Origin of the sequence: Streptomyces sp. NPDC090119, assembly GCF_044747085.1 — a bacterium.
Taxonomy (GTDB): domain Bacteria; phylum Actinomycetota; class Actinomycetes; order Streptomycetales; family Streptomycetaceae; genus Streptomyces.
This window is the reverse complement of record NZ_JBIVDK010000004.1, coordinates 625,531-638,955: the sequence shown is the minus strand read 5'-3', so window position 1 is coordinate 638,955 and position 13,425 is coordinate 625,531. Positions and strand designations below refer to the sequence as shown.

11 protein-coding genes are annotated in these 13,425 nt (G+C 73.6%); 7 read left to right on the top strand and 4 right to left on the bottom strand.

Features of this window, described 5'->3' with window-relative positions; genetic code table 11:
* Nucleotides 1–39 precede the first annotated feature (39 nt).
* On the top strand, nt 40–1,416 hold the full coding sequence (locus tag ACIPPM_RS20600; protein WP_401449738.1) for a cryptochrome/photolyase family protein: 1,377 nt from the start codon (nt 40–42) through the stop codon (nt 1,414–1,416).
* Here the strand turns inward: ACIPPM_RS20600 and ACIPPM_RS20595 are convergent.
* Nucleotides 1,391–2,392 carry a MerR family transcriptional regulator gene (locus ACIPPM_RS20595; protein WP_401449736.1) on the bottom strand — a complete coding sequence of 334 codons (1,002 nt, stop codon included), beginning with the start codon at nt 2,390–2,392 and terminating at the stop codon, nt 1,391–1,393. The genes ACIPPM_RS20600 and ACIPPM_RS20595 overlap by 26 nt on opposite strands.
* Before the next feature lie 101 nt (nt 2,393–2,493).
* Here ACIPPM_RS20595 and ACIPPM_RS20590 point away from each other — a divergent pair, with 101 nt between their 5' ends.
* The 3 genes from ACIPPM_RS20590 to ACIPPM_RS20580 all read left to right on the top strand — a co-directional run bounded on the left by ACIPPM_RS20590 (nt 2,494) and on the right by ACIPPM_RS20580 (nt 6,603).
* Nucleotides 2,494–3,120: an RNA polymerase sigma factor gene (locus tag ACIPPM_RS20590; protein ID WP_401449734.1), complete on the top strand. Its 627-nt coding sequence runs from the start codon at nt 2,494–2,496 to the stop codon at nt 3,118–3,120.
* 347 nt (nt 3,121–3,467) lie between these two features.
* A complete protein-coding gene (locus ACIPPM_RS20585) occupies nt 3,468–6,191 on the top strand; it encodes a glycosyl hydrolase 2 galactose-binding domain-containing protein (protein ID WP_401450144.1) in 2,724 nt (907 codons plus the stop codon).
* A 145-nt stretch (nt 6,192–6,336) separates the two neighbouring features.
* Nucleotides 6,337–6,603 (top strand): GlsB/YeaQ/YmgE family stress response membrane protein, encoded by a 267-nt coding sequence (locus tag ACIPPM_RS20580; protein ID WP_393592916.1) that lies wholly within the window; start codon nt 6,337–6,339, stop codon nt 6,601–6,603.
* A gap of 8 nt (nt 6,604–6,611) precedes the next feature.
* Here ACIPPM_RS20580 and ACIPPM_RS20575 read toward each other — a convergent pair whose 3' ends face one another.
* The 3 genes from ACIPPM_RS20575 to ACIPPM_RS20565 form a co-directional block, all read right to left on the bottom strand.
* Nucleotides 6,612–7,388 (bottom strand): GNAT family N-acetyltransferase, encoded by a 777-nt coding sequence (locus tag ACIPPM_RS20575; RefSeq protein WP_401449732.1) that lies wholly within the window; start codon nt 7,386–7,388, stop codon nt 6,612–6,614.
* A 62-nt stretch (nt 7,389–7,450) separates the two neighbouring features.
* A complete protein-coding gene (locus tag ACIPPM_RS20570; protein WP_401449729.1) occupies nt 7,451–8,305 on the bottom strand; it encodes a GNAT family N-acetyltransferase in 855 nt (284 codons plus the stop codon).
* Between the two features lie 213 nt (nt 8,306–8,518).
* Nucleotides 8,519–9,286: a chaplin gene (locus ACIPPM_RS20565; protein WP_401449726.1), complete on the bottom strand. Its 768-nt coding sequence runs from the start codon at nt 9,284–9,286 to the stop codon at nt 8,519–8,521.
* 312 nt (nt 9,287–9,598) lie between these two features.
* Between ACIPPM_RS20565 and ACIPPM_RS20560 the strand changes: the two genes are divergently transcribed.
* From ACIPPM_RS20560 to ACIPPM_RS20550, 3 genes are all read left to right on the top strand, one after another.
* Nucleotides 9,599–11,242 (top strand): alpha/beta hydrolase, encoded by a 1,644-nt coding sequence (locus tag ACIPPM_RS20560; RefSeq protein WP_401449724.1) that lies wholly within the window; start codon nt 9,599–9,601, stop codon nt 11,240–11,242.
* Nucleotides 11,243–11,347: 105 nt separating this feature from the next.
* Nucleotides 11,348–11,872, top strand: coding sequence for a DUF4232 domain-containing protein (locus tag ACIPPM_RS20555; RefSeq protein WP_401449722.1), 525 nt, complete (start codon nt 11,348–11,350; stop codon nt 11,870–11,872).
* Between the two features lie 283 nt (nt 11,873–12,155).
* Nucleotides 12,156–13,418 carry a SpoIIE family protein phosphatase gene (locus tag ACIPPM_RS20550; RefSeq protein ID WP_401449719.1) on the top strand — a complete coding sequence of 421 codons (1,263 nt, stop codon included), beginning with the start codon at nt 12,156–12,158 and terminating at the stop codon, nt 13,416–13,418.
* The last annotated feature ends 7 nt before the right edge of the window (nt 13,419–13,425 follow it).

Genomic DNA, 13,425 nt, shown 5'->3' with positions numbered 1-13,425 from the left:
AGAGTCCACCGTCCGCATCCCCTGCTCCGGAGCCGTTCGATGAACACCTCGGTCGTCCTCTTCACCGCCGATCTGCGTCTGCACGACCATCCGCCGCTGCGTGCGGCCCTCGACGGGGCCCGCGAGGTGGTGCCGCTGTTCGTGCGCGACGACGGCGTCGACGGCGCCGGTTTCGCCGCGCCCAACCGGCTGGCGTTCCTCGCCGACTGCCTGCGGGACCTGGACGCCGGGCTGCGCGAGCGCGGCGGACGGCTCGTGCTGCGCTCCGGGGACGTGGTGGCCGAGGTGCTGAAGGTGGTCGCCGAGGCGGACGCCGACGAGGTGCACATGGCCGCCGACGCCAGCGGCTACGCGCACCGCCGCGAGCACGCCCTGCGCGACGCCCTGGAGGCGGACGGGCGCAGGCTGCACGTCCACGACACGGTGACCGGTGCCGTCGAGCCGGGCGTGGTGACCCCGACGGCCTCGGACCACTTCGCCGTGTTCACCCCGTACTTCCGGCACTGGTCGGGGCAGTCGCTGCGGGACCCGCTCGGCGCGCCCCGCAAGGTGCGCGTCCCCGAGGGCGTCAAGTCCGAGGAACTCCCGTCCCGCGACGCGGTGTCGGGCACGTCGCCGGGGCTCGCCGAGGGCGGGGAGGTGGAGGCGCGCCGGATGGTGACCGCCTGGCTGCGCTCCGGGATCGGCGCCTACGAGGACCAGCACGACGACCTGGCCGGGGACGGCACCTCCCGGCTCTCCCCGCATCTGCACTTCGGCACCGTCTCCCCGGTGGAACTCGTGCACAGGTCCCGGCTGGAGGGCGGCGCGGGCGCGGAGGCGTTCGTACGGCAGGTCGCCTGGCGCGACTTCAACCGGCAGGTGCTGGCGGTGCGTCCGGAGGTGTCGCACGCCGACTACCGCACCCGGCGCGACCGTTGGCGCACCGGGAAGAAGGCGGAGGCGGACATCGAGGCGTGGCGGGAGGGCCGTACCGGTTATCCGATCGTGGACGCGGCGATGCGGCAGCTGCGGCACGAGGGCTGGATGCACAACCGGGGCCGACTGCTGACCGCGAGCTTCCTGACCAAGACGCTGTACGTGGACTGGCGGGTGGGCGCCCGGCACTTCCTGGACCTCTTGGTCGACGGGGACGTGGCCAACAACCAGCTCAACTGGCAGTGGACGGCCGGGACGGGCACCGACACCCGCCCCAACCGCGTGCTCAACCCGACGACCCAGGCCAAGCGGTACGACCCGGACGGCGCCTATGTCCGGCGCTGGGTCGAGGAGTTGGCGGACGTGGAGGGCTCGGCGGTGCACGAGCCGTGGAAGCTGAGCGGCACCGAGCGGGCGCGGACCGGGGACTACCCGGACCCGATCGTCGACCTCAAGGACGGGCTGGAGCGGTTCAAGCACGCACGCGGGCTGGAGTGAGGTCGCGGGCGGGCTCGCTGCCGTAGGCGGCGGTGAGGGTGTCGACGGCGTCGGCGAGGCCGGTCGGGCGGAGCATGCCCGGACAGGAGCGGCCCGCCCAGCCGGGGCCGCCGAGCAGCATCAGGGCCTGCCCGCGGGCGCCGCGCACCCCCCATTCGATGCCCGCGACGTGCCGGGCCAGCGGCAGGCTCGCGGTGGGGCGGGCCTGGGACCACAGCACGACGGCGGCGGGGCCCAGCCGCCGTACGGCGGCGGCGAGGGCGTCGGCTGGGACGGCGCTGCCGAACATCCGGGTGGGGACGCCGTGTTGGCCCAGCGCGGCGTTGAGCGCCTCCAGCGGGAGGGTGTGCTGTTCGTCGGGGGCGCAGGCGAGCAGCACGGGTCCGGCGACGGGGGCGCCGGGCGGGCCGAGCCGGGGTGTGTGGCGGCGCAGGGCGGTGGAGACGTGCCAGGACAGCAGGTGCTCCACCTCGATGTAACGGTCCCCGGAGGAGACCCACTTGCGGCCCACGGCGTGCAGGGCGGGCGCCATCACGTCCTGCCAGGCGACGGTGATGCCGTACTGCGCGACGACACCGTCCAGTTGCTCCTCCACGGCCGGGGCGTCGAGGCGGACGGCGGCGCGGGCCAGTCCCCGGCACTCCTGGCGGACGTCGCCCAGGGGCAGTGCGCCGGGGGCGCGGGAGCGGGGCGCGGGGGCCGGGGACCGGTCGGCGGGCGGGTGGGTGGCGTCGCGCGCGGCGCGGGCGGCCTCGGCGGGCGGGACACCCGAGGAGGTGAGGCGGCACATCGCCTCCAGCACGGCCACGTCGTCGGGTGTCCAGCGGCGGTGTCTGCCGTCGGCACGGGTGGCGGGACCGAGGCCGTAGCGGCGGTCCCAGGAGCGCAGGGTGGTGGGCGAGACACCGAGCCTGCGGGCGAGGGCGCCCGTGGTCAGCCCGGCTCCGGGTACCGGAATGTCGGCTTCGTCGTCCATACGACGACTGTACGCCGGGAACGACGCAGAAACGATGCGAGTTGTCGCCCACCCCGGCCGCCTCACACGATGACCTGACGCCCCACCCGAGGAGCCAGGTCATGAGCTCGCAGCCGTCCCCGTCCGCCACCGCCGCGCCGCCAGTGGCCCCGGCCGGGGACGGGTGCGACGACGAGGAGCTGGCGCGGGGCCTGGTCGCGGGGGACGAGGACTGTCTCGCGGCCGTGTACCGGCGCTGGTCCTCGCTGGTGTACGCCCTCGCCCGGCGCGCGCTGGGGAACGCGGGCGAGGCGGAGGACGTGACCCAGCAGGTGTTCCTCGGGGTCTGGCGCGGCCGTTCGGGATACCGCCCCGAGCGCGGGCCGCTGGGCGGCTGGATCGTCGGCATCACCCGGCGCAAGATCTTCGACGCGCTGGCGGCCCGTGCCAGGCGGGGCGAGCTGGTCGCGGCGGCGGCCGCGACCCTGTCCCGTACCGCGCTCACCGCCGAGACCTCAGCGGACCCGGAGACGGTGCTCGACCGGCTCCTGGTCCGGCGCGAGCTGGGGCGGCTCCCGGCGGCCCAGCGGCGGGTGCTCTACCTGGCCTTCTACGAGGACCTCACCCAGCCGCAGATCGCCGCCCGCACGGGCTGGCCGCTGGGCACGGTGAAGAGCCACGCGCGCCGGGGCCTGCACCGGCTGCGCCGCGGCATCGAGCGGCCGGAGCCGGTGGAGGCGGCCGTCTGAGCGGGGCGGGACCGCTCCACGGGTGGGGACCGAATTCCGTACGAAGTAATGCCCGAACCCCCCTACCCATACAGGAATAAAAGGCGCAGAATAGACGGATACGCGATACGCGGCACTCCACCGCTGGCCCACCGGACGCGGTCGAGTCCGCTCGGTTCGACGGAAGGAGGACCGTACGGAGCCCCCCATCGACAACGAAGGACGCGAGGCCGGTCCGCCGGAGCGGACCGGCCTCCTCGTGCGTGGGGGCGGCGCGTCCCGGCCGGAGGTCTTTGACACGGTTCGCGGCGCTTTCTAGCTTGAGCCGGGCCACAGCGTTCCGTGACCTCTCGAGGCTGGAGTCCGCCCTGTCCGCTCGCCCCGCCCCCGGCCGCCGCCTCGCCACGGCCGCCGCGCTCCTCGGCCTGATCGGCACCCTCACCACCACCGCCTGGGCGGGCCCGAAGGACCGCGCCCCGGCCCCGCGCCCGGCCGCCGGGGCGACCCGCGTCCCGGACACGGCGGGCTCGGCCACCCCGCTCGCCTCCTTCGCGCTCCAGTCCACGGCGAAGGTCCGCGAGTCGGCGGCCGCCGTCTCCTCCCCCGGCTACCCGGCACGCGGCTGGCACCGCGCGGGCCCGCGCTCCACCGTCCTCGCCGCGCTGCTGGCCGAGGGCCGCTACCCGGACCCGTTCCGCTCGACCAACCTGAGCAAGATCCCGAAGGCCGACTTCAAGGTGCCCTGGTGGTACCGCTCCGACTTCACCCTCTCCGACACCTCCCGGCGCACCCGTCTCGACTTCAGCGGGGTCGTCCCGGCCGCCGAAGTCCATGTCAACGGCCACCGGGTGGCGACGGACGCGCAGGTGAAGGGCGCGTACACCCGGCACGAGCTGGACATCACCCCGCTGGTGCGGCCCGGCCGGAACACGGTCGCCTTCCGGGTGCGGCCCAACGACCCGAACCGCGACCTCAGCATGGGCTGGCTCGACTGGCTGCAGCCGCCCCCGGACCAGAACATGGGCCTGGTCCGCGATGTCCTGGTCCGGCGCGGCGGGCCGGTCGCGCTGAGCGACGCGCATGTGGTGACGAAGCTGGCCGTGCCGTCGCTGGCCACCGCCGACCTGACCGTGCGGGCGCGGGTCCGCAACGACACCGGCCGGGATGTCACCGCCCTGGTCTCCGGCAGCGTCGCCGGGACCACGCTCACCCGCCGGGTCCCGCTGGCCGCGCACGAGTCGCGGACGGTCACCTTCTCCCCCGCCGACGTCCCGGGCCTGCGCCTACGGGCCCCGAGGGTGTGGTGGCCCGCCGGGATGGGCGGGCAGCCGCTGTACGGCCTGAGGCTCACCGCCTCCGTCGCCGGTGCCGTCTCCGACACCGCGCACCAGAACTTCGGCATCCGTGACGTCCGGGCGCCCCTGGACAAGGACGGCGCCCGCCAGTACCGGATCAACGGACGCCCGCTGCAGATCCGGGGCGGCGGCTGGTCACCGGACCAGTTCCTGCGCTGGGACCGGCGCTATGTGGAGGACCGGCTGCGGTACGTCCTCGACCTCGGGCTGAACACGGTCCGGCTGGAGGGGCACATCGAGCCCGACGAGTTCTTCGACCTGGCCGACCGGCTCGGCGTGCTCACGCTGCCCGGCTGGGAGTGCTGCGACAAATGGGAGGGCCAGGTCAACGAGGACGGCTCCGGGGAGAAGTGGGACGCGGACGACCATGTGGTGGCGAAGGCGTCCATGGCCGCCGAGGCGGCCCGGCTGCGCTCCCACCCGAGCGTCATCTCCTTCCTGATCGGCAGCGACGCGGCACCGGACGCCACGATCGAGAAGAACTACCTGGACGCCCTCGCGGCCGCCGACTGGCCCACCCCCGTGATCCCGGCCGCCTCCGACAACTCCGCGCCGCAGCTGGGCCGTTCGGGCATGAAGATGAGCGGCCCCTACGACTGGGTACCGCCCGCCTACTGGTACGCCAAGCGCGAGGGCGGCGCCACCGGCTTCAACTCCGAGACCAGCGCCGGGCCCAGCATCCCCACCCTGGACACCCTGCGCCGGATGATGACCCCGGCCGAGCTGGACACCCTGTGGAAGACCCCGGCGGCCAAGCAGTACCACCGCTCCCCCTCGGCGGTCTTCTCCACCCTCAAGCTCTACAACGACGCACTGAAGGCCCGCTACGGCGCCCCGACCGGCCTCACCGACTATGTGCGCAAGGCGCAGCTGGCCCAGTACGAGAACGTCCGCGCCGAGTTCGAGGCGTACCGGCGCAACGCGCACGACGCCGACAAGCCCGCCACCGGGATCGTGCACTGGATGCTCAACAGCGGCTGGACGTCCCTGCACTGGCAGCTGATGGACCGCTATCTCGACCAGAACGGCGCCTACTTCGGCGCCAAGAAGGCGGGCGAACCGCTGCACGTCCAGTACTCCTACGACGACCGCTCGGTGGTCGTCGTCAACGACCGGCACACCCCCGCCACCGGCCTCACCGCGCGGGCCACCCTGTCCGACCCGGACGGCACCCCGCGCTACGACCGCACCCTGACCGGGATGCGCGTACCCGGCGACGGCGCGCACGCCACCGCGTTCACGCTGCCGAAGGACCTCGGCGGCACCTCCCGGACCCGTCTGCTGCGGCTGGTGCTCACCGGCCCGGACGGCAGGGAGGTGAGCCGGAACGTGTACTGGCTCTCCACCCGGCCCGACACCCTCAACTGGGCGCACACCGACTGGTACTACACACCGACGACCGCCTACGCCGACCTCAAGGGCCTCTCCGCCATGGCACGGGTCCCGGTGTCGGCCACCGCCGCCACCCGCTCCTCCGGCGCACTGTCCACCACGACGGTGACCCTGCGCCGCACCGGCGGCGGCCGGACGCCCTCACTGCTGACGGACGTCCATCTGGTCGACGGCAAGGGCCGACCGGTACTTCCGGTGCGCTGGTCGGACAATCAGGTCGGGCTCTGGCCCGGCGAGTCGGTGACGCTCACCGCCACCTACCGCACGGCCGATCTGCGCGGTTCGGCACCCCGGGTGCGGGTCTCCGGCTGGAACACCCCCGAGCGGACGGTCCCCGCCTCCTGATTCCCGCCCGCTCCGCCGCGTCGGCGGCCGCCGCCACGGGCACTCTCCCGGTGGGAGTTCCCGGGCGGCGGCGCCGGAGTGGACTGTGTCCGTCCGCAGCGGGCACTTGCCACATCAGCAGGGGCCGAGACCACTAGGGGTGGACATGGAGATTTCAGGACTCATCAGCGCCATCATCATCGGCATCGTGATCGGTGTGCTGGGGCGGCTGGTCGTGCCGGGACGTCAGCACATCGGTGTGCTCGTCACCATCCTCGTCGGCATCGTGGCGGCCCTGCTGGGCACCGCCATCGCCGCGGGCCTGGGTGTCGCGGACACCGACGGTCCGGACTGGATCGAGTGGCTGATCCAGATCGCCCTGGCCGCGGTCGGCATCGCCGCACTGGACCGGACGGTGGGCCGCCGCCGCTGACCCTCGGGTCACATCTTGTACAGATACGGCGTCGTGGTGGTCAGGGCGTGCAGCCCGAGGCGTTCCAGGACGGGGCGGCTCATGGCGGAGGCGTCCACCTGGACATGACGGCAGCCATGGGCGGCGGCGACGCGGGTGCGGTGGGCGACCAGGGCGCGGTACAGGCCCCGGCCCCGCCACTCCTCGACGGTGCCGCCGCCCCAGAGTCCGGCGAAGTCTCCGCCCGGCACCAGCTCCAGCCGGGCGGAGGCCACCGGCTCGTCCCCGGCCAGCGCGACCACGGCGAGGACCGTGCCGGGATCGGCCGTGAGCCCGGCCAGCAGATGGTCACGCAGGGCGGTGCCGTCGGTGCCGAAGACCCTCTCGTGCACGTCCACCACGAGATCGACGCCCGCCGCGTCGACGGCTTGGACCAGACGGACGCCGTCCGGGAGCCGTTCCTCCAGCGTGAGTTCCGCGATCTCGCCGACCATCAGCGTCTCCGGCTCCTCGGCCCGGAACCCCGCGGCGGTGAGGCGCTCGCCCAGATCCGCCGGCCCGTCGTGGCCGTAGAGCTTCCACTCGAAGTCCCGGCCCAGGTCCGTGAAGTACGCGATCTGCTCCTCGATCGCGCGATCCGCGCCCGCCGCGTCGAGGCCGGACCACACGACCCCGTCCCAGCCCCGCTCGTCCATCACCTGACGCACCACGGCACCCGCCCGTTCGATCCGGGCGCCTGGCGCGTCGCGGCGGGTGTTCCGGCGCATCTCAAGGTCGTAGCGGGCGAGTACCGCGGCGTGATCCATTCCGTCACTCCAGCATCGGGGGCGGGGCCCGTCAACGGAATTTCTTCGAACGGCCCCCGCGATCAGCCGAGTTCGAGCGTGGTGATGCCGAACACCCGCTCGGCGGCATGGTCGCGGACCGGGCCGGTGTACATGCGGGCGGTCTCGAAGGAGGGGGTGAGTCCGGCCGCGAGGGCCATCTCGACCGCGGCCTTGTTCGGCTCGGGTACGTCGATGGCGATCTGGCGGCCGGTGTGGTCGGCGGTGAGGGCGGCGAACAGGGCGCGCGCGTCCTCGGGGGTGTCGGCGAAGAGGGGGCCGACGCGCAGGCAGTCCGCGCCGGGGCGGATCACGCCGTAGCCGGTGAGGTGCTCGCCCTCGTGGCGGACGTAGGTGTGGTGGCCGGGGGCGGTGAGCCACTCGGCGAGGAAGCGGGGGCGGTCGGCCGGGGTGCAGGCGCTGTCGTAGCGGGTGATCGCGTCGAGGTCGCCGGGCTGGGCGTGGCGCACTTGGGTGGGCGGCTCGGCCGCCGGGGCGAGACCGGTGTAGCGGGCGGTGCGGTGGGCGAGTTCGAAGCCGGAGCGGCGGTAGTTGTCCTGCTGGTCGACGACGCCGTCCAGGCCGACGACGCGTTCCCCGGCGTGGGCGAGCGCGGTCTTCCAGGTGGTGAGGCCGTAGCCGTGGCCGCGCAGGTCGGGGCGGACGAGGTAGCAGCCGAGGAAGGCGTAGTCCGTGCCGTAGTTGACGACGGAGATCGCGGACACCGGCTCGCCGTCGATCCGGCCGAGGAAGAAGCCCTCGGGGTCCTGGGCGAAGAAGGCGGGGCCGTCGGAGAGTCCCGGATTCCAGCCTTCGGCCGCCGCCCAGCCGCTGATCACCGGCCAGTCGTCCAGGGTGGCCTGGGTGACGGTGAACTCCTGGGGGGCCGGTGACGTCATCGCCGCGCTCCGTTTCCGTGGGGTCGGGGGCGTGGCCGGGCCGCCGTCGAGCCGGTGAGGGCGTACGGCACGGTCGCACGCGCCGCATCCTTCCCGATCGGACGGCCCCGCGTCACGCCGGGACCGTACGGGCCCTGCGCGTACCGGGCGCAGGCACGACAAAGGCCCCACCGAGTGGTGCTGGTTCCGGTGGGGCCGTGCGGTGGAGCGGGATCAGCGCAGGCTGTCCGGGCGGAAGCGCCGGTACAGGGCCGCGCCCGCGACGATGAAGGCCGCGCTTCCGGCCAGCGCCGGGGCGGCGAGGTCCGATCCGGTGTGCGCCAGGCTGGGCGGTGTCTCGTGGGTGGGCGGCACCACGGTCTTCGGCGGCGCCGGGGGCTGGTGCTTCGGCGGGGCCGGAGGCTGGTGCTTCGGCGGGGTGGGCGGCGCCACCGGCGGCGGGGTGGGCGCCTCGGAGTGGTTCTCGCAGTGGTTGCCGAAGGCCGGGTTGAGGGCACCGACGACGTCCACGCTGTTGCCGCAGGCGTTCACCGGGATGTCGACCGGCAGCTGGATGCCGTTGCCGGAGAGCACGCCGGGCGAGCCCTGGGTGACGCTGTGCGCCGTGGCACCGCCGCCCCCGTTGCCGCCGACGGCCCTGCCGCCACCGGACCTGTCGCCACCGGCCTTGCTGCCGCCGGCCTTGCTGCCGGAGCCGCCGTTGCTCACCGCGCCGCCGTCGTCGGAGCTGGTGTTCGCGCAGGCGTTGCCGAAGGCCGGGTTGAGGAGCCCGACCACGTCGACACTGTTGCCGCACGCGTTCACCGGCACGCTGACCGGGGCCTGGACGGTGTTGCCGGAGAGCACACCGGGCGAGCCGACAGCGGCGCCGTCGGCGCTGGCACCACCGGCCGCGAAAGCGGCGGACACGGGCATGGCCATGGCCATCGCACCGGAGGCGGCGGCGACGCCGATCACACCGTTTCGGGTAGCCCGTTTCATAGGTTCCCTGCCTTCCAGAAAGTCGTAGCGGGCAGTCACCCGCACCACATAGAACGCGGCCGAACCATTCGGGTTATGGCCTGTGCGGCTTTCACCCGTTCGGGGGGCACGATCGTTCGAACCGCGCGTCAATACGACGGCGCGCCCCTCGCCCGGATAGGTGGAACTTTCACCCGGCCGGTGGAGGTGGTCCCGGGCGGCCCGGAGCGCGGTTCACCACCCGGACGGCCGGGAGGCGACCCGCGCGGGGCCCGCTTATGGTGAGGACGGCGCCGCGCCTGTTCAGGGCGGTGGCGCCCTGGGAGGCGTTCGATGCCGGCCAAGGTCAAGCAGTCCAGACGGTCCGCCGTACGGCGCGGCGCGGGTGCGGGAGTGCTCGCCCTGGCGCTGCTCGGCGCGAGCCTGCCCGCGGCGGTCGCCGCCGAGTCCGGGTCCGATCAGGCCGATCGGCCGGGCATGGCCCGCTTCTACCAACAGAAGATCACCTGGGGCCGGTGCACGGGTCCGGACATGCCCAGGGACCTCCAGTGCGGCAAGGTGACCGTCCCGCTCGACTACGCCCACCCCGGCGCGGCCACGCTCGATCTCGCGCTGGCCCGCTACCGCGCGACGGGCTCGCAGCACCGCGCGGTGCTGCTGAACTTCGGCGGGCCCGGCGCCTCGGGGGTGACCCAGCTCGCGGCAGGCGGCAAGGAGTTCATGGACCTCACCAACGGCTCCGACGTGGTCGCCTTCGATCCGCGCGGGGTCGGTCGCTCCTCCCCCGTGAGCTGCGGCGCCGGTGAGGAGCCCCCGTCGGACTCCGCCGGATCGGACGTGAGCGCCGACATCAGCCGCCCGCAGCAGCTGATGACCCTGCTGAGGCAGGCCGCGGAACTGTGCGCCAAGTACTCCGGGCCGGTGCTGGCGCACATAGGCACGGTGGACGCGGCCCGCGACATGGACGTCATACGCCAGGCCCTCGGCCAGAAGAAGCTGGACTACCTGGGCTTCTCCTACGGCACCCGGCTCGGCGCGGTGTACGCGGCGCAGTTCCCGCGCAAGGTGGGCCGGATGGCCCTGGACGGGGTGGACACGCTGACCGAGCCGCTGTCCGAGCAAGGGGTGGCGGGCGCCCAGGGGCAGCAGACGGCGCTGGAGGGGTTCCTCGACTGGTGCGTGACGGACATGGGCTGCCCGTTCGGCCAGGACCGGCGGGCGGCGGACGGGCAGGTGCTCCAGCTGGTGCGCTCGCTGGACGAGAACCCGGTGCCCACGGACTTCGGCGGCACCTTCTCCGGCCAGGACCTGGTGGGCGCCATCGGGACGGGCCTGTACAGCAAGGACCTGTGGCCGTCACTGGAGCGGGCGCTCGCCTCGCTGGTGGAGGACGGGGACGCGCGCCGGGTGCTCAGTTTCGCCGCGGGCGGCTCCGGACTGCCGATGCGGGCCAACGGGTCCGGCAGGAACAACGGCGGGCTGACCGATCCGCAGCAGGTGCCGATCGACAACCTCACGGCCGCGCTGCTGGCGGTCAACTGCGCGGACGACCCCGACCGGCCCTCCGCCGCCCGCCTCACCAAGGACCTCGGCGAGCTGCGTGCCTCCTACGACGCGGCGTCGCCGGTCTTCGGCCGCTACCGGCTCACCCAGTTGCTGATGTGCTACGGCCGCCCCAAGGGCACCGACTACATACGGGACGCGGTGAAGGACGTGCCGTCCTCCCGGATCCTGCTGGTCGGCACGCGCGGCGACCCGGCGACGCCGTACCGCTGGACCGAGGAGACGGCCCGCAGGCTGGGTTCCTCGGCCGTGGTGCTCGACAACAAGGGCGACGGCCACACCGGCTACACCTCGTCCAAGTGTGTGCACCGCAAGGTCGACGACTTCCTGATGTACGGGACGCTGCCGTCCAGTGGCAGCTCGTGCCCGGCGGACGGGAAGGCGTGGAGCTCCACCGTGTCGACGGACCCCTGAGCGAAGGGTGACGCCGCAACTTTCGGGGCCATGTCCGGCGTCACACTGGGTAGGCGCGGCCCCAGCCCGCCGACCGGACCCGATCGTGACAGGGGGACATCCCTCATGCGTTTCCGTACCGTCCACACCGTTCCCGTCCTCGCCGCCTCCGCCGCGCTGCTGCTGGCCGCCACGCCCGGCCAGGCGGCCCCGCGGCACCAGAGCGCGCCCGCCCGGTGCGCCGAGAAGGCGCTCACCCTGCACGCCAAGGGGGTGCCGGGGAAGACGACCGTGGTCCGCTTCTCGGTGACCAACTCCGGCTCCCGCGCCTGTCTCGTGGACCGGGTGCCCACGGTCACCTTCGGTGCTCTGGACGGGGCCGCGCTGCCGACGCCCGAGGGCGGCCGGGGCACCTACCGGCTGGACGCCGGGAAGACGGCCTACGGGGCGGTGCGCACCATCAAGGACCCGTCCGACCCGGAGACGCGGCGGTCTCCCTCGATCGGGGTGTCGGCCTCGGCGTCCCAGTGGGGCCGCTCCTTCTCGGCCGCGCGGCTCGGCACCGGGCGGGACGTCCGGGTCTGGGAGCCCGTGACGACGTGGTGGCAGCCGACGCGCGCGAAGGCCGACAAGGCCATCGGTCTCGGCTGACGAGGGGGAGCTGACGACGGGAACAGGTGTGCGGCGAACACGCGGGCCAGCGCCGTGCCGTGGTCCACGCGCATGGGACAAGTCCCGTACGCGTACTACGACTTGACCGGCACGGCGCCTAGCCTTCGGGACCACGTGGAGCACTCCGGGAAGACTCTGGCATATGCCGGAAGCATCCCCGTATCGTGTGTTGCCAAATCCCTTACGGGGCATCGCGGGCTGTGCCACAGTCGTAGCGGTCCCTCCGTTCCCCCTGGCCCTACCGTCCCCTTCGGAGTGCGTCATGCCGCCCCCAGTCTCCGCGGACCATCCACCCGCCCAGCCGCCAGGACGCGGCCCGGTCGAGGCGCTGCTCTCGCAGACGCGACGACTGAAGGGCGACGTGGACGCCGTGCGGCGGGACGTACGCGGCAACGGAACGGACCAGGACCCCGAGGGACGCTGGCAGCGTGCCCTGTACGACCTCGCCCTGCATCAACTGGACGACCTCGACGCCCACTTCGAGCAGTTACGGGACGGACCGGCACCGGCCGTGCCCTCCGAGGGCACCCCGTTCGGCCTGGTGGGCCGGGCGGAGTGGGGCCTCCTCACGGACGAGGCCGAGTGGTCGGCCGAGCTGTACCGCATCCTCGGCCTGGAGCAGTCCGCACCCGCGCTCACCCTGGACGAACTCCCGGCGCTGGTGCACGAGGAGGACCGGCCGCGGCTCACCGCGATGGTGACGGGCTGCCTGGTGGACGCCAGACCGATCGACGGCGAGTTCCGCGTCCTGCGGCCCGACGACTCGGTACGGACCGTGCACATGATGGGCGAACCCGTACTGGGCGCGGACGGCGGCACCGTCTCCATGTGGGCCGTGATCCGGGATGTGAGCGAACTGCGGCTCCACGGAAGGTCGGTGGGCGAGGCACCGCCTCCGCCTCCCCACCGGAGGCCGCTCGTCCACGGGCCGCCCACGCTCGACCTCGCGGCGCACCACCTGCCCGGCTCACCTCCCCTCGACACGGCGGGCGACTGGTGCGACGTGCTCGAACTTCCGGGTGGAGCAGCACTGTTGAGCGTCGGGAACCTCACCGGCCCGGACTCCGCCACGCTGCTCGGCGCCGTGCACGGCATGGCCCTGGCGGGCACCCGCCCCGGCCGGCTGCTGGCCATACTCGACGAGCTGGGACCGGCCACCTCGTTGCGCGGCGCCGTCTGCTGCCGTTACGAGCCGCAGAACCGTACCTTCACCTGGGCCCGGTCCGGCCGCCCCGTCCCGCTGCTGTTCCGCGACGGGACGGGCCGTCGGCTGACCGCACCGGACGACCCGCCACCCGGCACGCACTCCCCCTACGGGCAGGACGAACTCACCCTGCGAGAGGGCGACTTGCTCGTACTGCACACCGACCGGCTGAACGACACGGACGTGGAACGCCTGCTCGCTCTCGGCCCACGCCTGTGCGCGGCCCGTACCGCGCGGGACTGCGTGCGGGCGCTGGCCGGGGAGTTGGGCGCGGGGCAGCACGGCGACGCCTGTGTGCTCGTCGTCAGGGTCTCCGGATAGGGCGTAC